At 69.1% G+C, this 19,492-nt stretch carries 12 protein-coding genes; 11 read left to right on the top strand and 1 reads right to left on the bottom strand.

Annotated elements, in window-relative coordinates:
- Positions 1 to 6 precede the first annotated feature (6 nt).
- The gene (locus OXU32_04095; GenBank protein ID MDE0073150.1) at positions 7 to 1,953 is read right to left on the bottom strand and encodes a hypothetical protein; all 1,947 of its coding nucleotides are present in this window, start codon (positions 1,951 to 1,953) and stop codon (positions 7 to 9) included.
- A gap of 220 nt (positions 1,954 to 2,173) precedes the next feature.
- Here OXU32_04095 and OXU32_04090 point away from each other — a divergent pair, with 220 nt between their 5' ends.
- The 11 genes from OXU32_04090 to OXU32_04040 all read left to right on the top strand — a co-directional run bounded on the left by OXU32_04090 (position 2,174) and on the right by OXU32_04040 (position 19,438).
- The gene (locus OXU32_04090; protein ID MDE0073149.1) at positions 2,174 to 3,085 is read left to right on the top strand and encodes a DUF4159 domain-containing protein; all 912 of its coding nucleotides are present in this window, start codon (positions 2,174 to 2,176) and stop codon (positions 3,083 to 3,085) included.
- A gap of 13 nt (positions 3,086 to 3,098) precedes the next feature.
- Entirely contained in the window at positions 3,099 to 5,384 is a 2,286-nt protein-coding gene (locus OXU32_04085; GenBank protein ID MDE0073148.1) for a glutamine amidotransferase, read from the top strand.
- Positions 5,381 to 6,412: a hypothetical protein gene (locus tag OXU32_04080; GenBank protein ID MDE0073147.1), complete on the top strand. Its 1,032-nt coding sequence runs from the start codon at positions 5,381 to 5,383 to the stop codon at positions 6,410 to 6,412. Before OXU32_04085 ends, OXU32_04080 begins: the two co-directional genes overlap by 4 nt.
- Complete coding sequence (locus tag OXU32_04075) at positions 6,409 to 9,072, top strand: tetratricopeptide repeat protein (protein MDE0073146.1); 2,664 nt, start codon at positions 6,409 to 6,411, stop codon at positions 9,070 to 9,072. The genes OXU32_04080 and OXU32_04075 overlap by 4 nt, the downstream gene beginning before the upstream one ends.
- Complete coding sequence (locus OXU32_04070) at positions 9,066 to 9,941, top strand: DUF4159 domain-containing protein (GenBank protein ID MDE0073145.1); 876 nt, start codon at positions 9,066 to 9,068, stop codon at positions 9,939 to 9,941. Before OXU32_04075 ends, OXU32_04070 begins: the two co-directional genes overlap by 7 nt.
- 138 nt (positions 9,942 to 10,079) lie before the next feature.
- Entirely contained in the window at positions 10,080 to 11,054 is a 975-nt protein-coding gene (locus OXU32_04065; GenBank protein ID MDE0073144.1) for a MoxR family ATPase, read from the top strand.
- A 1-nt stretch (position 11,055) separates the two neighbouring features.
- Positions 11,056 to 11,976, top strand: coding sequence for a DUF58 domain-containing protein (locus OXU32_04060; protein MDE0073143.1), 921 nt, complete (start codon positions 11,056 to 11,058; stop codon positions 11,974 to 11,976).
- Positions 11,973 to 14,096 (top strand): BatA domain-containing protein, encoded by a 2,124-nt coding sequence (locus tag OXU32_04055; protein MDE0073142.1) that lies wholly within the window; start codon positions 11,973 to 11,975, stop codon positions 14,094 to 14,096. Before OXU32_04060 ends, OXU32_04055 begins: the two co-directional genes overlap by 4 nt.
- A gap of 36 nt (positions 14,097 to 14,132) precedes the next feature.
- On the top strand, positions 14,133 to 17,777 hold the full coding sequence (locus tag OXU32_04050; GenBank protein MDE0073141.1) for a DUF4175 family protein: 3,645 nt from the start codon (positions 14,133 to 14,135) through the stop codon (positions 17,775 to 17,777).
- 96 nt (positions 17,778 to 17,873) lie between these two features.
- Complete coding sequence (gene msrP, locus OXU32_04045; protein ID MDE0073140.1) at positions 17,874 to 18,842, top strand: protein-methionine-sulfoxide reductase catalytic subunit MsrP; 969 nt, start codon at positions 17,874 to 17,876, stop codon at positions 18,840 to 18,842.
- Positions 18,833 to 19,438: a sulfoxide reductase heme-binding subunit YedZ gene (locus tag OXU32_04040; GenBank protein MDE0073139.1), complete on the top strand. Its 606-nt coding sequence runs from the start codon at positions 18,833 to 18,835 to the stop codon at positions 19,436 to 19,438. Before msrP ends, OXU32_04040 begins: the two co-directional genes overlap by 10 nt.
- Positions 19,439 to 19,492 lie beyond the last annotated feature (54 nt).

The raw sequence follows: 19,492 nt of genomic DNA, 5'->3' as shown, positions 1-19,492 counted from the left end.
GATGGATCAGGGCACCCGCACCGCCGTGTAGGCCGGGTCCATGCGGGCGAACCCCACGTCGTCCAGCACCACCTCGCCCGCGACCGTGCGGTCGAAGATCAGCCCGACTTCCCTGAGTGCGTCCAGCCGGAGACCCGGGGCCGCCTCGACGAAGTCCGCCAGCGGAATCGAGTAACTCTGCAGCAGCAGTTCGAACAGATTGGCGAAGCGGTCGTCCTCGAGGTCGCGGCGCCGCAGGACCCGCATCTCCAGGGGCCTGCGCACCGGTCCGTAGCGGCTTAACGGCACGGAGGCGACGGCGCCGTTCGCATCCCGCGCGACGATGCTCAGGTCGGGTGGCGCATCGTCCGCGTCCTCGTCCCCGGAGTCGCGGACGTCATCTCCGGAATCGCCGGCGTCGCGTGCGTTCTCCTCGCTTTCGTCGCCGGCGCTCCGCGGCCCTGGTGTCGCCCGGGTGACCGCCAGCGACAGTTCCAACGAGGTTTCGGGCCCGAGATCCCACTCGCCGGCGAGCGTCGCGGGGAGCACGATGGCGTAGGCCGCGGCCGGGCCCAGCGTGTCCGCGCCCGCGATGCGGTTGTTCCAGCCCAGCCACACGGCCTGATTGTCCTGGGACGCCGAGGTCTCCGGCCGGTTGCTCGACCGCAACCCGATGCGCCCCTCCCGCCAGGTCGACAGGCTGTCGCCGCGCATGCGAACTCCGGCGTGGGTTCCCGAGGTGACGTCGATGTCCTCCTCGTAGTCGGCCAGCGTGCGGAAGCTCTCGGTCTGGAAGCGGGTCACATACATGGTCTTCGGCAGCCAGCCGCCGATCACCCGGTGATCCCGGAACATCGGCAGATAGCGGCGGTCGTCCCGCAGCGTGGTCTCCAGGAAGGCGGAGATGTAGATCTCGGCGAAGCGGCGCTGGTCTTCTCCGGGCATGAGCGCGCGCAGGTCCAGGATTCGTCCGCTGCGCGGCCCGTTGTCGTGCGCGCCCCACACCGTGTTCCACTGCCCGTGGTTGGCGCGGTAGACCCAGACGGCCGTCTTGAGGCGCGGCTGCCCATCGGTGAACCTCACGCGCTTGTACAGGCGCAGGCCGTGAAAGCTGGTCACGTCGCCGTCGTGCGACCCGTGGAAGACCATGTAGTTCACGTTCTCCACCGGCACGAACCGGTTGGTGGGCAGGTACTGCCCGTCCACCGGCGCGATGGCGATGATCGCGCGGATGTCGTAGTCGAAGTCGAACTCGAGGGAGGCGTCGTCGGGGTAGCGCTCGAGGCGGTTGAAGGCAGCGGCGTGCCCCACCGCCTCGCCGCCCCTCGAGTGCCCGATGAGGGCGATGCGCTCCATGTCGACGCGCCCGTGGAAGAGGTTGTCCTCGTCTTCGTTGAACTCCTTCCACACGCCCACGTGCTGCAGCAGGAACCAGCCCCGGGCGTCGTTCTCGCCCCGGATTCCGCCGTTGATGAAGTTCATGTCCACGGAGGCCAGGATGTACCCGCGGCTGGCCAGCAGCTCTCCCAGATAGTCGTAGCCGGGATCCGAGAAGTCGCGCATGTTGTGGTTGCCGTGCACCACCAGCACCAGCGGGAAGGGGCCGTCGCCGACCGGATACCAGACGCGCGCGTTAAGCGGGAAGCGATCCGGCTCGAAGCCCCAGTAGCTGTTGCGGCTCTCCGCCGACGAACCGAGATCGACCAGCTTCGACGCGTCGACGGGCTCGGTGACGTAGGTGACCGAGTCGCGGTACTCGGGCCGGTTCCTGTCGGAGCCGCTGCCGTAGTAGAGGGTGCGCACCTCGTGGGGGCCGCGCCGCCCGGGATCGGGCGCCTCCAGAAGCTGACGCGCGAGGACGTCATCGGCGTCGCTGGGAGCCAGTTCCAGTGGTCCCCGGCAACCCACAAGCGGAATGAGCGCGAGGATCCCGACCCATCTTACGGTAGTCCGCAGGCAGCCGGATGGTTGCAAGACCTTTCTCCTCCACGCAAAATGCGCTAACGGCGGCGCGTTGCTCGGCGGTGGCCCGGACGGAGCCCGGGCGCAGCATTCTAGGTGTCCCCGGCCACCTCGATCAAGCAGCCCGCCGAGGCGGACCCATTCAGGAACCTTCCGCCGGATGAAGCGATAGGAGCGTTCCGTGCTCGCGCCGGCGAAGGCGCGAGGGCAGCTCTCAAACCTGGGGTGTGACGTGAGTCGAGAGCGACGCTGGCAGCAGATGGGGGGCGGGTGGAGGCGGGGAGCCATTGGCATCGCGCTCGCCGCAGGGGGCATTTCGGCCGCTGCGTTGCTCGTCGACGAACCCTCGTTGGGGTCCACGAGGGACGTGCTCCCCACCCCGACCGGACTTGCGTCCGACGCACCCGCCTCGATCCCGGGCGCGCCTCCCCGGCTCCCGCTCCCGGAAGAAGCGCAGCAAGGACGCCCCCTGCCCATGCACGAGTTCTACTTCACCCGCGCGGCGTACAGTGGCGGAGGCGGAGGCTTCCGGCGCTGGCGGCGGCAGTCGTGGGCGACGGACTATCCCAAGTCGGACCGCCAGTTCCTGATCGTGGCGGAGCGCCTCACCGGGCTGGACATGTTCATGGAGGAACATCCCCGGACTCTCACCGACGAGCACCTCAACCGCTTCCCCTTCCTCTACGCGCTGGAGGTCGGCGGCATGTCGATGACTCCGGAGGAGGCCACCGCGCTGAGGGACTACCTCCTGCGGGGCGGCTTCCTGGTGGTGGACGACTTCTGGGGCACGTACGAGTGGGAGATCTTCGAATACGAGATGCAGAAGGTCCTCCCCGAATACCCGATCGTCGACGTGCCGCTCGATCACGAGATCTTCCACACCTTCTACGACATCGACGAGATCATCCAGGTACCGAACGTCAACAACGGCAGGGGGGGATGGCGCACCCACGAGCGGGACGGCTACGAACCCTTCGTGAAAGGCATCTTCGACGAAGAGGGCCGGCTGATGGTGATCATCAACTGGAACACCGATCTGGGCGATGCCTGGGAGTGGGCGGAAGACCCCTACTATCCGCTCAGGTACTCGACTTACGCCATCCAGATGGGCGTCAACTTCATCATCTACGCCATGAGCCACTGACCGGACCCCGGACGTGCTGACCAGCCTCTTCGAGTTCCTCTTCAAGTACCGCCCGGTCGTCTTCCAGGAGGGCGACTTCTCCCTGGGGGTGGCGGGTGCCGTCGCGACCGGCGCGGTGGTGGCGAGCCTGATCGCCGGGTTCGCGCTTCTGACCTACCTCGGCGTGCGCGGCAAGACCCGGCCGCTGGACCGGCTGGTGCTCGGGGGTCTCCGCTTCGCGGGACTGGCGGTGCTCGCCTTCTGTATGCTGCGGCCGGCCCTGGTGGTCTCGACGGTGGTGCCCCAGCAGAACTTCGTGGGCGTGCTCCTGGACGACTCGCGCAGCATGGAGATCCAGGACTTCGGCGGCCGCTCCCGCGGGTCCTTCCTGCAGGAGACCTTCGGCACGCCGGATTCGCCGGTTCTTTCCGCCCTGTCCGACCGCTTCGCGGTGCGCTACTTCCGCTTCTCCTCACGCACGGACCGCATCGAGGACTTCTCCGAGATGAGCTTCATGGGAAGCCGCACGCGCCTCGGGCCGGCGCTCGAGCGCGCCCGCTCGGAACTGGCCTCGGTGCCGCTCTCGGGCCTGGTTCTGGTCACCGACGGAGCCGACAACTCGGGCGAGGAGCTCACCGAGGCGCTCATGCCGCTGCAGGCGCAGGGGATTCCGGTCTACACCGTGGGCGTGGGCGAAGAGAGCTTCCAGCGGGACATCCAGGTCAGCCGCGCCGACCCGCCCAGGACCGTGCTCACGGGTTCGTCGGTGGTGGTCGACGTGGTGGTCACCCACATGGGCTACGAGGGCGAGACCGTGTCCCTGATCGTCGAAGACGAGGGGCAGATCGTCAGCACCGAAGAGGTCGAGCTGCCGGACGAAGGGCAGCCGGTCACGGTTCCGGTTCGCTTCACCGCCTCCACGCCGGGCGCGCGCGCCTACACCTTCCGCATTCCCGTGGCCGTGGACGAGCAGGTCACGCAGAACAACAGCCAGACCGCGCTGGTGAGCGTCGAGGACCGGCGCGAGAAGATTCTCTACTTCGAGGGCGAGCCGCGTTACGAAGTGGGCTTCCTGGGGCGGGCGGTGGCGGACGACGACAACCTGCAGCTGGTGGTGCTGCAGCGCACCGCCGAGAACAAGTTCCTGCGCCTGAACGTCGACGACGGAGAAGAGCTGCAGGGCGGATTCCCCGATACCCGGGCGGAGCTGTACGCCTACCGCAGCCTGATTCTGGGGACGGTGGAAGCCAGCTTCTTCACCGGCGACCAGCTGCAGATGATCGCCGACTTCGTCGACAAGCGCGGCGGCAGCCTGCTCGCGCTGGGCGGACGCAACTCCTTCGCCCGCGGCGGCTACGCGGGCACGCCGGTCGCGGATGTGCTGCCGGTGGTGTTTTCCGACGCCGACGCGCGTCCCGACGGCTATCACAACTTCGTCAGGATCGAGCCCACCCAGGCGGGGCTCGGCGTCCCCGCGCTCCAGTTGGCCGGCACCGAGGAGGAATCCGGGGCGCGCTGGGCGGAACTGCCCCACCTGCTCACCTACAATCCGCTGCACCGGATAAAGCCGGGCGCCACGACTCTGCTCCGGGGAATCGCGGATGATCTGCCGGAAGACCATGTGGCGCTCGCCTTCCAGCGCTACGGAGCGGGCAAGAGCCTGAGCCTGGCCGTCCAGGACACCTGGATCTGGCAGATGCAGCTTCCGCTCGAGGACGAAACCCACGAGACCTTCTGGCGGCAGCTGCTGCGCTGGCTGGTGGATGGCGTGCCCGACCAGGTGACCGGCCAAGTGCCGCGGGATCGCGCGGAGCCCGGAGAGAGCGTGGCCCTAACCGCGATCGTGAACGACTCCAGCTATCTCGGTATGAGCAACAGCGTCGTGGAGGCCACCGTGACCACTCCGCTGGGCGAGGAGGTGGAGCTGGGGATGGACTGGGCGGTCGACAGCGACGCCGGCGAGTACGAGGCCGACTTCACGCCTTCGGAGGAGGGGCTCCACACGCTGACCGTGCGCGCCTACGACGGAGACGACCTGATCGGGGTGGACGAGGCGTACTTCCAGGTGGCGCCCCAGCGGAGCGAGTACTTCGACGCGGGGGCGCGCACGCCGCTGCTCGAGCGCATCGCCGACGAGACCGGCGGGATTTCCTACACGCCGGAGACGGTCGCGGCGCTGCCGGAGGACATTCGCGTGACCGGCGCCGGGGTCACGCTGGTGGAGGAGATGGACCTGTGGGACATGCCGATCCTGCTGCTCCTTCTGCTCGTTCTGATCCTGGGCGAGTGGGGCTACCGCCGGGTGCGGGGGCTGGTGTGAGGGGTTTTCTCCGGAGCACGGGATGGCGGGCCATCGCCGCGGCGGTGGGGCTGGTGGTCGCGGTCTCGCCCGTGCAGACGAGCGCCCAGCAGACGCACCTCGTGGTCGTGAGCGGGGCGAGCGGAGCCCCGGAGTTCCGCGAGCGGTTCCACCAGTGGGGGCTCACGGTGGTGCAGGCGGCGGTGGACAAGCACGGGCTCGATCCGGACGACGTGATCTGGCTGGCCGAGCGGCCCGAGATGGATCCGCTCATCGACGGGCCGTCCCGGCGCGAGAACGTCGAGGCCGCCCTCGGGGAGCTGAGCGGGCGGGCGGGCCCGGACGATGCCGTGATGATCGTGCTGATCGGGCACGGCACCTCGAGCGGGGGCGAGTCTCGCTTCAACGTGCCCGGGAGGGATTTGAGCGCCACCGACTTCGCTTTTCTGGTGGAGCGGTTCGGGACCCGGAACGTCGTGTTCGTCAACACGGCCAGCGCGTCGGGCGCCTTCATAACGGAGATATCCGGTCCGAACCGTACGGTGATCACGGCGACCCGCTCTCCCCGGGAGGGCAACGCCACCCGCTTCGCCGGGTTCTTCGCCGACGCTTTCGCGGGCGAGGTGGCCGACACCGACAAGGACGAGCGGGTGTCGGTGCTCGAGGCCTTCGCCTACGCCCGCAGGGAGGTCGAGCGCAGCTTCGAGGAGGAGGGCCTGCTCGCTACGGAGCACGCCCTGCTCGACGATAACGGGGACGGAGTGGGGAGCGGCTTCGAGGAGGAAGGCGATCTGGACGGAGCGCTCGCGCGCACCGTGTTCCTCTCCCGGGGCGGGGGGCGGGTGACGGAGGCCGAGATTGCGGCGGACCCCGAGCTCGCGGCGCTCTACGGGCAGCGGCAGGCCCTCGAGGAGCAGATCGCCGCGCTCACCGCGCTCAAGGACACCATGGACGCAGAACAGTATGAGGCGGAGCTGGAGGGGCTGCTGGTGGAGCTGACGCTGACCACGCGGGCGATCCGGGAGCGGGAAGGGGGAGGAAGACGGTGAAGGCCGGATTCCAGCCGCGGTCGCTGATGCGCGCCGCGTTCCTGCTGGCGCTCGCGATTGCTCCTTCCGTGGCCGCGCCGCTGGCTGCGCAGGCCGAGGCGAGCGCGCTCGCGGCGCTGGAGAGCGGGGAGTACGACGACGCCATCCGCCAGTTGCGGCGGCTCGCGCGCGGCCGTGACGCCACCGTGGCCGTGCATCGAGCGCTCGCAAGAGCACTCGCCCTGGTGGGACGATACGAGGCGGCGGAGGAAGCGGCCCGTGACGGCCGCGACCGTTACGGTGCCGCGCTCGAAAACGTGCTCGGCGAAGTGCTGGTGGAACTGGGGCGCCATCAGGAGGCGGCGGCCAGCTTCCGCGCGGCGATGGCGGGCGGGGCCGACGACCAGGTCACCGCCCGCGTAAACCTTGCGGAGTTGCAGCTGCGCACCGGCCAGCGCGACGAAGCCATGCGCACCTTCGACGCCTTCATCGACTTCTACAACCGGACCGCCTCGCTGTCGTCCGCCGAGCTCACCGCGGTGGGCATCGCCGTGCGCCATCTGGGGGTCGAGGAATCGCCACTGCTGCAGGACGCGCTGCGGGCCTACGACGAGGCCGTGGCCGCCGACCCGTCCAACCCGGAACCGCACCTGCGTACGGGACAGCTCTTCCTCGATACCTACCGGAGTCCCGACGCACGCGAATCGTATCAGCAGGTGCTCGCCCGCAATCCCCGTCATCCGCAGGCGATCCTGGGGATGGCCCTGGCGCACGAATTCGACGGCTCGCCCGAGGCCATGGGCACGGCGCGGAGCGCCCTCGAAATCAACCCCGACCTGGTCCCGGCCCGGACGTTGCTGGCGCGCCTGCATCTGCGTCTGGAGGACTACCCGGCGGCCGAGGAGGAGGCGCGCGCCGCCCTGGAGGTGAACCCGTCGTCGCTGGAGGCGCTCTCGGTGCTCGCGGCCACCTTCTTCCTGCGCGACCGCCACGAAGACTTCGGGGCGGTGCGGGAGCAGGTGCGCGCGCTGAACCCGGAGTACCCCGGTCTTCTCACCACGGTGGCCGACATGGCGGTGCAGACCCGCCGCTACGCGGACGCGGTCACGCTCGCCGCCGAAGCCGTGGACATCGATCCCTACTCGTGGAAGGCACGCGGCATCCTGGGCATCAACCAGCTGCGGGTGGGCGCGATAGAGGAGGGCCAGGCCGAACTGGAGCGGGCCTTCGCGGGCGATCCCTTCAACCCGTGGTACAAGAACACCCTCGATCTGCTCGACACCTTCGAGCGCTATCGCATCACCGAGACCGAGCACTTCATCATCGCCATCGACGGTCGGGAAGCGGAGCTGCTGGCCCCGTTGGTGGCCGAGCTGGCCGAGCAGACCTACCAGGCCCTGGCCGAGCGCTACCAGTACGAACCGCCCACACCGATCCGGCTCGAACTCTTTCCCAGCCATGCGGACTTCTCCGTGCGCACGGTCGGGCTCGCCGGCCTCGGGGCGCTGGGAGTGAGCTTCGGCTCGGTGGTGGCCATGGATTCCCCGTCCGCGCGCGACCGGGGCGAGTTCAACTGGGCGTCGACCCTCTGGCACGAGATCGCACACGTCTTTCATCTCGCGCTCTCCAACCACCGCGTGCCGCGCTGGCTGGCGGAGGGGTTCGCCGTCTACGAGCAGCGCCGCGGGGCGCCCTCCTGGGGACACAACCTGAACCCGGGCTTTCTGATCGCCTACAACCAGGGGCGGGTCCTGCCGGTCAGCCAACTCAACAACGGCTTCGTGCGCCCGAGCTATGGAGACCAGGTGGTCCACTCCTACTACCAGGCGTCCCTGGTCTGCGAGTTGATCGCGCGCGATCACGGGCCCGAGGCGCTCGTGGCCATGCTCCGCGAGTACGCGGCGGGCGCCACCACCGAGGAGGTGTTCGAACGGGTGCTGGGCACGGAGATCGAGCGCTTCGACCGGATCTTCACGGATTACTTCGAGGATCGCTTTGCCGGGTCGCTGGCGGCGGTCGAGCCCCTGCCCGCGCTGGGTGAACGGGGCTCGCGCGCTCCCGACGAAGTGGCGCGACTGGCGGCGGCTCACCCCGGCAACTTCATCGCGCAGATGGCGATGGGTGCGCAGCTCTTCGACGAGGAGAGGTTCGACGAGGCCGAGGAGTACCTGGCCCGCGCCCGCGACCTGTTCCCGGAGTACGCGGGACCGGGTAGCCCGGGCTGGCTGCTCGCGCGCATCCACATCCAGCGGGGCGACAGCGGCGGTGCGCTGCGCGAGCTCGAGGCCCTCACCAGCATCGACGAGTCCTTCCTGGAGGCGAATCTGGAAGAGTCGCAACTCAGGGAAGCGGCCGGGGACGGGACGGGGGCCATCGAGGCCCTGCAGCGGGCCGTGAACATCTACCCGTTCGACGAGGAGACCCACGGCCGGCTGGCCGAACTGGCCGCCGGTCGGGCGCTCCATCCCGTCGCGGTGCGCGCGCGCGAAGCTCTGGTGGCGCTCGATCCCGTGGACATGGCCGGGGCGCTCTACCAGCTGGCACTGGCGCAGTACCAGGCCGGCGACGTGGCCAGCGCCCGCCGCACGGTGCTGCGCGCGCTGGAGCGGGCGCCCAACTTCGAAGCCGCCCAGGACCTGCTGATGACCCTGCGCGGCAGCCCGGAGACACAACCATGGTGACGCGGGCGCTGGTAGGGATGGCGGGGCTCGCAGCAACCGCCGCCGCGTGCTTGCTCGCGGCCGCCGCAACCGGTTCGGACATCGCGGCCAACGAGCCGACCCCGGAAGCTCGCCCGTCCCTCGCGACCCCGGCGGCGCCCGGTTCGCCGGAGGCCCCCGTCCAGGAAGCGAACATCCCCTACGACGGCCGCTTCACCTTCGTGCGCATCCGAACCGACGTCTCCGGGGGGCGGGGGATGCCTCGCAGCTTCCTGCCGGGTGGCCGGCGGGGCTGGGGTCAGCCGCCCTGGGCGCACGACTACCCGAGGGCCGAGCGCAACCTGGCCAGGATCCTGACCGCGACCACCCTCCTGAACACCTACGAGGGCGGCAGCAACATCCTCACCTTCGACGACCCTGAGCTCCACAGCTACCCGCTGGCCTACGTCTCCGAGCCCGGCTTCTGGCAGATGGACGAGGCGGAAAAGGAGGGGCTCAGGAGCTATCTCCTCAAGGGCGGCTTCGTGATCTTCGACGACTTCGGTGGCCCGCGCGACTGGGCCAACTTCGAGGCCCAGATGATGCGGGTGCTTCCCGAAGGGGTGTTTTACGACCTCCCCGATCTGGACCCCCTGCCGACCGTCTTCGACTCGTTCTTCGAGATCTCCGATCCCGAGGCGCTGGCGCCTCCCTACAGAGGCGGCTGGCCAGAGTACCATGGCATCTTCGAAGACAACGATCCCGCGAAGCGGCTGATGGTGGTCGCCAACTACAACAACGACCTGGGAGACTACTGGGAGTTTTCCGACTCCGGATGGCTCCCCATAGATCTGACCAACGAAGCGTACAAGTTCGGTGTCAATTACATCATCTACGCGATGACGCACTGACCTCCGTTCCATCCCATCCCTTCCCCCTCGGGGGCTCCCGGAGAAACCAGAGTGGCCTTCATCAAGAAACCCGCACCGGGCGGCGCCGACGCCCTTCCGTCCCTCGAAGACACGGACGACGTCGCGCTGGCCGCGCGCATGACCGCCGGCCGCGACCAGATCCTCAGCGAGCTGCGCAAGGTCATCATCGGGCAGGACGAAGTCATCGAGCAGGTCCTGCTCACCCTGTTCGTGGGCGGCAACAGCCTGATCGTGGGGGTGCCCGGGCTGGCGAAGACGCTGCTCGTGCACACCATGGCGCAGGTGCTGGACCTGAACTTCGCGCGCATCCAGTTCACCCCCGACCTGATGCCCTCGGACATCACCGGAACCGACATCATCCAGGAGGACCCCAAGACCGGGAGGCGCACCATGGTGTTCGCTCCCGGCCCCGTGTTCACCAACATCCTGCTCGCCGACGAAATCAACCGGACTCCGCCGAAGACCCAGTCGGCGCTGCTGGAGGCGATGCAGGAACACCGCGTGACCATCCAGGGACGCACCTACGACCTGGATCCGCCCTTCTTCGTCTTCGCCACCCAGAACCCCATCGAGCTGGAGGGGACCTACCCGCTGCCGGAGGCCCAGCTCGACCGCTTCATGTTCCACATCATCATGGAGCACCTGCCGGAGGACGATGAACTGGAGGTCGTGCGCGAGACGACGTCGCTGCAGGACATCGAGTTCTCGCACGCCGTCACCGGCGAGGACCTGATCCGCTTCCAGCAGCTGGTGCGCAAGGTTCCCGTGTCCGACGCGGTGCTGCGCTACGCGGTGCAGCTCGGACGTACCAGCCGCCCCAGCCCGAACGGCGACAGCCCGGAAGTGATCGGCAAGTGGGTCTCCTTCGGCGCCAGCGTGCGCGGCGCGCAGAACCTCATCCTGGCCGGGAAGGCGCGGGCGCTCACCCGCGGACGCTACCACGTGAGCTTCGACGACATCCGCGCCCTGTCGAAGCCGGTGCTCCGGCACCGCGTGCTCACCAACTTCCACGCGGAGTCGGAAGGGATCACCACCGACGAGATCATCGACGAGCTGATCACCCAGGTCCCCACGCCTTCTTCCGGGATGTAGCATGGCGCGCACCGCCGTCCGCCCGACCGGTCCGGGGACCGGGTTCATCGACCCGCAGGTCCTCGGGCGCATCCACAACCTCGAGCTGCTGGCGCGCACGGTGGTGGACGGCTTCATCAGCGGGCTGCACCGGGCCCCCTTCCTGGGGCTCTCGGTCGACTTCGCCGAGCACCGGCAGTACATGCCCGGCGACGACATACGCAGAATCGACTGGCGCCTTTTCGCGCGCAGCGACCGCTTCTACCTGAAGCACTACGAGGCGGATTCGAACGCCAACTTCCTCGTCGTCCTCGACATCTCCCGCTCCATGACCTTCCAGCAGGACGGTATCTCCAAGCTGGACTACGGGCGTTACCTGGCGGCGTGCCTGACGTACTTCTCCAGGCAGCAGAGGGACCGGGTGGGCCTCCTCACCATCGCCGGGGAGATCGTGGACTACATCCCGCCGGCGGCCGGTCACCTCGACCTCGTGCTACACGCCATCGACCGCATCGAGGCCGGGGGCGCCGGCACCCTGGCCGAACCGCTCTTCGAGCTTACCGGCCGCATCGGGCGGCGGGGCATCATGGTGGTGATCTCGGATTTCTACGAGGAGCCCCAGGCGGTGGTGGACGCGGTGAAGGATCTGCGCTACGCCGGCCACGACGTCATCGTCTTCCATCTTCTGGATCCCGCCGAGCTCGACTTTCCCTTTGAGAGGCCGGCAAGCTTCCAGGACCTCGAGTCCGAGGCGCGCCTGCCCGTGGTGCCGGGGCGGCTCCGGGAGGGGTACCGCGAACTCATCCGCGACCACACCGAGACGCTGTCGCGACGTTTCGTCGAGCACCGTATCGACTACGCGCTCTTCAACACGGGGACGCCCCTCGACTACGCCCTCTTCAGCTACCTGTCCGCACGCCAGAGGCTGACCCGAGTCCGATGAGTGCCCTCGCCTTCCTCGCCCCCCTGTTCCTCCTGGGCCTCGGCTTCCTGGTGTGGCCGGTGCTCGTGCACCTGGTGCAGAAGGACCGCAAGGAGGTGGTCGAGTTTCCCTCGCTGATGTTCCTCGCGCGGGTTCCCTACAAGTCGACGCGGCGCCAGAAGATTCGCCACTGGCTGTTGCTGCTGATGCGGCTCGCGGCGCTGAGTTTGCTCATCGCCGCATTCGCGCGCCCGTTCATGGACCGCGACGATGTCGCCCTGGGGGGAGCGCCGGTGGCGCGCGAGGTGGTGATCCTCGTCGATCGTTCGTACAGCATGGACTACGGCGACCGGTGGGCAGACGCCCTTGCCGGCGCCCGCGCGGCGGTCCGCCAACTGGGCCCGGAGGACCGCGCCTCGCTGGTGTTCTTCTCGGCCGGCGCCACCCTGGCGGTTCGCTCGACCACCGACCGCACGGTGCTCTTCGCCGCCCTGGATACGGCCGAGCCGGGCTCCGGCGCCACCCGCTTCGGCCCCGCGCTCGACCTCGCGCGCACCGTGTTGGAGCAGTCGAACCTCCCGGGCCGGCACGCCGTGGTGATCTCCGACTTCCAGCGCGAGGGATGGGACGGCGACGAAGGGGCGCGCCTGCCTCCGGGGACCACCGTGGACCCGGTGGTGGTAACCGGACCGTACGAGGGCGACCTGGCCGTCGGCCAGCTCCTCTTCCAGCGAAGCTACCGCGACGGGCTGGAGAGGGTCGAGACCCTGGCCCGCCTCGTCAACTCCGGGGATCGCGAGGTCGAGGAGGTGGAGGTGGTCCTGGAGCTGGACGGCAGACCGGTCGGGTCGGCGGCGGCAACGCTCGGGCCCAACGCCACCGCGCTGGTCACGCTGCCGGCGTTCACCCTGAGCGAACCGTTCACGCGCGGGTCGGTCCGGGTCCCGGCCGACGGCCTGCCCGCCAACGACGTCGCCCACTTCGTGCTGTCGCCGGGCGAGGGGTTCTCGGTGCTGGTGGTGGAGGACGGCGGCGAGCCCAGGGACCCGAGCCTGTACCTCGACCAGGCGCTGGCCATCGGCACCGATCCCGCCTTCGATGTCGATGCCACGACCGTGGGTGCGATGACCGCGGGCGACCTGGCCGGCCGGTCGGTGGTGATCCTCAACGGCTCGCGGCCGCCGCGGGGGGCGGTGGGGGCGCTCCTGCGCGAATTCGTGGAAGACGGCGGCGGCCTGGTGGTCATTCTCGGCGAACGGAGCAGCTGGCCCGCCGACGGGCCCGACCTCCTCCCCGGTCCGGTGGGGCCGGTGATGGAACCGGAGTGGCGCGAGGGCCGCGGCGGCACGCTGGGCCGCATCGACTACACCCACCCCGTCTTCGCCCTCTTCGCCGCCCCCCGCAGCGGCGACCTCACCGACGCCAACTTCTTCCGCTACCGCAACGTGGAGCTCGCGGGGGCGGAGGGCGTGCTGGCCCGCTTCGACAACGGCGCGGTGGCGCTGGCGGAACGGCAGGTGGGCGAGGGCCGTGTGCTGCTGTGGACGTCGATGCTCGACAACTACTGGAACGACATGGTCCTGCAGCCCATCTTCCTGCCCTTCGTGCACCAGTTGGTCAAGCACGCCGGGAGCTTCCGTCCTCCCACGCCCTCCTACACCGTGGACGACGTGCTCAACCTCTCGGGACAGGGCGAAGGACGGGAAGCCGATCGCCTCCTCGCCGGCGTCGCGCAGGACGACAGGGACGGACTGGTCGCGCTTTCGCCCTCCAATCGTTCCATTGACGTGAGCGGAGCGGCCCGACCCGGCTTTCTGGCGCTCGCGGAGCAGGGCTTCTACGAGCTGCGCGGCGGGGGCGGGGGAGGAGGGCCGGGCACACCGGCAGTCGCGGTGAACGTCAACCTCGGGGAAGCGGATCTCGAGGCGATGGACCCCGAGGAGTTCGCCGGGTCCATCACCAGTCCGGACGTCGGCGCGGAAGGCGCAGCCGGCGCCGAACTCGGGCCGGAGGACAGGGAACGGCGCCAGGGAATCTGGTGGTATCTGCTGGTGGCGGCGTTCCTGCTTCTGGCACTGGAGACGATTGTCTCCAATTATTTGTCACGAAAGGCCGCCAGCCTGCCATCGGGAGCACCGTAGGCGGGCAGGCATCGCACCGGAGAAGGGGGAGCAGAGGTGCCTACACGACTCAACCACCGCGCCAGACTCGAGCTTCTCGACGCCATTCGCCACGTGCGAACCCGCTGGCGCATGCGCATCGCGCTGCGCGGGCTGGCCGCGCTGCTCGGGATCGGGCTGGTCGCCTTCCTGGTGTCCTCCTGGGGGATGGAAGGCAGCCGCTTCAGCCCCGCGGTAGTGAACGGCTTCCGCATCTTCACTTGGCTCTCGCTGCTCGTGGTGGGAGTCTGGTTCCTCGTGCGCCCGCTCTGGCGGCGGCCTTCCGATGCGCAGGTCGCGCTCTATCTGGAAGAGCACGAGCCATCCCTCAAGGCCGCGGTCCTGAGCGCGATCGACGCGGGGGCCGACCCCGAGGCCGCGGGCACGGCGCACTCGCCCGCGCTGGTGCAGCGGCTCATGGAGTCCGCGGTCAAGAAGGCGCGCGCCGTGGATGGCGGACACCGGATCGAGCGGGCGGGGTTGTTCCGCTGGACCGCGGCCGTCGCCGGCATCGCGCTCGCCATCCTCATCATCTTCCTGACCGGCCCGGCCTTCCTGCGCACCGGCGCCTCGGCACTGCTCTCGCCGACGGCGGACGCGGCGGAGGTCAACCCCTACTCGATCGAGGTGACCCCGGGCAACGTCACCATCACGCGCGGCTCGGATCTGCGCATCGCGGCGCGCAACCTGGGTTTCGACGCCGTCGACGCGGAACTCTTCCTGCGCACCGGCTCCGACGGTGAATTTCGCCCCCTGTCCATGCTTCTGGCAGGTGACACGGGCGAGGAGGATGTCGGGGAGTTCGAAGTGGTGCTCTTCGGCGTGGAAGACGTCACCGAGTATTTCGTGCGCTCCTCCGGCGTGCAGTCGGACCTGTACCGAATCGATGTGGAGATCCTGCCGTACGTGGACCGGCTCGAGCTGGTGTACGACTTCCCGGCCTATACCGGGCTTCCCGACCGCACCATCGACGACGGCGGCGACATCGCGGTGCTGCGCGGAACCCGCGTCCACCTGCGCGCCTTCCCCACGATTCCCGCCCCGCGCGCAAACCTGTGGCGCGACGACGCGCTGGCGAGCGAGCTGACGCCCGCCGAGGACGGCTCCTTCACCGGATCCTTCGTGGTGGAGCAGAACGGCTTCTACCACCTCGAGATGGAGAGCGCGCGCGCCGGGCTGGTGCCCGCCTCGCCCCAGTACACCATCGACGTGCTGAACGACCAGCCTCCGTCGCTCTCCTTCACCCGCCCCGGCCGCGACACGCGCGCCACGGCTCTCGAGGAGTTCTTCATCGAGGCGCGCGCCAACGACGACTACGGCATCCGGCAACTCGAGCTCGTTTTCTCGGTCAACGGCGGCGAGGAACAGACCGTCGAGCTGTTCGGCTCCGGGGCCGCGCCCCTGAGCGAGGTGAGCGCGGGCTACACGTTCTTCCTGGAGGAGTACGAGCTCGTCCCGGGCGACATCATCTCCTATTACGCCAAGGCGCGCGACAACGCGGGCATGGGCAGCCAGGAGGCCATCAGCGACATCTACTTCCTCCAGATCCGCCGCTTCGACACCGAGTTCCGCCAGGCTGAGCAGCAGCCCGGAGGCGGCGGCGGTGGTGGCGGCGGTGGCCAGATGGGCGGCGAACAGGAGCTTTCCGAACAGCAGCGGGAGGTCATCTCGGCGACCTTCAACCTGAACCGGGACCGCGACCGCTACTCGCCGGAGGGGTTCAGCGAGGGGCTGGTCGTGGTGCGGCTCTCGCAGGAGAGGCTTCGCGACCAGGTTGCGACCCTGACGACGCGTCTCAACAACCGGGGCGTGGTGCGCGATCCCGAGTTCGAGCAGATCGCCCAGTTGCTGCCGCAGGCGATGGAGGAGATGGAGGCCGCCATGGAGCGGCTCGACGCCGCCGATCCGGAAGGGGCGCTCTCCGAGGAACAGCAGGCGCTCCAGTACCTCCTGCGCGCGGAAGCGCTCTACGACGAGGTGCAGGTGAGCCAGCAGCAGGGCGGCGGAGGCGGAGGCGGGGGCGGCGGGCCCAACGCGGACGACCTCGCCGACCTCTTCGAGTTGGAGCTGGACAAGCTCAAGAACCAGTACGAGAGCGTGCAGCGCGGCGAGCGCCAGCAGGCCGACGAGCAGATCGACGAGACGCTCGAGCGCCTGCGCGAACTGGCCCGGCGCCAGGAGCAGGAGGCCGAGCGCCAGCAGCGCCTCGCCAACCGCTCGCAGGGTTCCGCCGGGGGCGGCGCACAGAACCAGCGCTCGCTCGCCGATGAGGTGGAGGAGGAGGCACGGCGCCTGGAGGAGCTCTCGCGCATGCAGTCCAACCAGCGCCTGGCGGAGACCGCGCGCCAGCTTCAGGACGCCGCCAACGCGATGCGCGAAGCGGCAGCCGCCAGAGGAGGCGAGGCCGCCGCCGATGCGCGTTCCGCACTCGACCGGCTGCGGGCCGCGCGGCGACTGCTGGAGCGCGATCAGTCCGGGCGCATCGAGCGGGACGCGCAGGATGCCCTGCAGCGGAGCGAGGAGCTGATCGAGGAGCAGCTCGACGTCGCCGAGGAATCGGTGGACATCTCCGGCGCCGACCAGGTGACCGCGGAACGCATGCGCAGGCTCATCGAGCGCAAGAACGAGATGTCCACGGAGGTGGCCGACCTGGAGCGGCAGATCGACGAGATGTCGGCGGAGGCCGGCTCCGAACAGCAGCAGGCGGCCGAGTCGTTCGACGATGCCCTGCGCAACATCCGCGACAACAAGATCAGGGAACGCATCCAGTACTCGCGCGGGCTGCCTGGCGCGCGCAGCCCCGACTTCACGCGCGATTTCGAGCAGCAGACCACCGAGCACCTGATGGAGCTGCGGGACCAGTTGCGGCAGGCGTCGGAAGCGATCGGCGAGCCGGTGGACGACCGCACCATGGAGTCACTCGACCAGGCCCGCGACATGGTGCGCAACATGGAGTCGCTCAATCGGCGGCTGCAGGCGCGCGCCGACGAGAACGCCCGGCGGGGACTGGGCCAGCGGCCCGGCGAGGAAGCCCAGGGACAGCAGGGCGAAGGTCAGCAGGGTCAGGGACGGCAGGGCCAACAGGGCCAGGAAGGGCAGCAGGGCCAGGGCGGACAGCAGGGACAGCAAGGCCAGGGCGGCCAGCAAGGCGAAGGTCAGCAGGGTCAGCAAGGCCAGGGCGGGCAGCAAGGCCAGGGCGGGCAGCCGGGCCAAGGCGGACAGCAGGGTGGAGGCGGCGGACCCGACGGTCTGCGGGATATGACCGGCGCCGGGTTCGGGCCGGGCGGAAGCGGCTGGGCGCGCGGGCTGACCCCGGAGGACATTCGCCAGTTCCGGGGCGAGTACCGTGAACGCGCCCGCGAGATGGCCGATCTGCGCGAACAACTCTCCGACGCCGGCGTCGGGGTCGAGGAGCTCGACGACGTCATCCGCTCCATGAGGGCGCTGGACGACCGCCGCGTCTACGACGACATGGAGGAGATCCTCCGGCTGCAGACCCAGATTCTGGAAGGCGTAAAGCGCTTCGAGTTCGGACTTCGCCGGGCTGCGGGGGAAGACGACCCCGAGCGGCTGCTCCTGTCCGGCTCCGACGAGGTGCCGCAGGGCTTCCGACAACTGATCGAAGAGTATTACCGTTCACTGTCCCGCACCCCGGGAGGCTGAGCAACCCGGAGACGCGGGAAGGGAACCAATCGGACGCAACCAGGCTGCGCCGGAGGGGCGCGGCCCGGGCGGACAGACCAAAACGGAAGTGACAGCATGCTGATTCGCGTGAAGAACGCCGGACTCGACGTCCCGTCCTCGGAGATCACGCCCGAGGAGACCTACCTGAACAGGCGCAGGTTCATCGCGGCCGCCGGCGCGATCGCCGGAGGCCACCTGGTAGCGCCGGCGCTGGGCGGGAAGGCCGGCAGGGCGTACGCCCAGGGCGGACAGGATTTCTCCGATGCCACGGACGAACTCGGCGGCGAGGTCAACACGTACGAGGACATCACCACCTACAACAACTTCTACGAGTTCGGCACCGACAAGCGCGACCCGTCCCGCAACTCCGGCGACTTCAAGCCGGAGCCGTGGACGGTGGATGTGAACGGGCATTGCGCCAAACCGGGCACCTACGCGCTCGAGGACCTGCTCGCCCCCCACACCGAGGAAGACCGCATCTACCGGCTCCGCTGCGTGGAGGCCTGGTCGATGGTGATCCCGTGGCGGGGCATTCCGCTCGCCGACGTGATCTCGCGCCTGGAGCCCACCGGGTCGGCCAACTACGTCCAGTTCAAGACGGTTGTGCGTCCCGAGGAGATGCCGGGGCAGCGCCGCCGCGTCATCCCCATCCTCCCCTGGCCCTACCTGGAAGGGCTGCGCATGGACGAGGCAATGAACCCGCTCACCCTGCTGGTGACGGGGCTCTACGGGCGCAGCCTGCTGAATCAGAACGGGGCGCCGCTACGGCTGATGGCGCCCTGGAAGTACGGGTTCAAGAACGTGAAGAGCATCGTCGAGATCTCCTTCGTGGAAGAGATGCCGCACAACACCTGGAACGTGCAGACGCCGCACGAATACGGCTTCTACGCCAACGTGAACCCCGAGGTGGACCACCCGCGCTGGAGTCAGGCGCGCGAGCGGCGCATCGGCAAGCTCCTGCGGCAGCCGACCCTGATGTTCAACGGGTACGGTGACCAGGTGGCGCACATGTACGCGGGGATGGACCTGACCAGGTGGTACTAGCCCGCGCCCGGGTGACCAGCGCGGTCATCTGGGCCATCTGCCTGGCGCCCCTGCTCTGGCTCATCCTCCGCTTCCGCGAGGACGGGCTGGGCGCCAACCCCATCGAGGAGTTCACCCACTGGGGCGGCACCTCGACGCTGATCCTGCTGCTGCTGACGCTGGCCGTGACCCCGCTTCGGCGCTGGGCGGGCTGGAACCTGGTGCGCTACCGGCGGCGGCTCGGGCTGGCGGCGTTCTTCTACGGCCTGACCCACTTCATGACGTACGTCGCCCTCGACCAGTTCTTCGCCTTCGAGTACGTCCTCGAAGACATTGCCGAGCGGCCGTACATCACCGCTGGCTTCGCCGCCTTCGTGCTGCTCATCCCGCTGGCGGTCACGTCGACCCGGGGGTGGATCCGCCGCCTCGGCAGGCGCTGGCAGCGCCTCCACCGCATCGTATACGTGGCCGCCGGACTCGGGGTGCTCCACTACCTCTGGAAGGTGAAGGCGGACACCCTGTGGCCGATGGTGGCCGCGGTGGTGCTGGCGGTGCTGCTGGCGGCGCGTCTCAAGCCGAAGCGGGCGAGGCGCCGGAAGGCCCAGGTCGGGCGATGAGCCTTTGTTCGCCAGGGAAGGGGCAACCCGTCCCCGTCCGGTGATCCGCCTCGT

It is taken from the genome of Gammaproteobacteria bacterium, assembly GCA_028819075.1.
Lineage (GTDB): Bacteria > Gemmatimonadota > Gemmatimonadetes > Longimicrobiales > Gaopeijiaceae > BD2-11.
The sequence above is the reverse complement of the archived record's forward strand: the minus strand, read 5'-3'. Positions and strand labels throughout refer to the sequence as shown.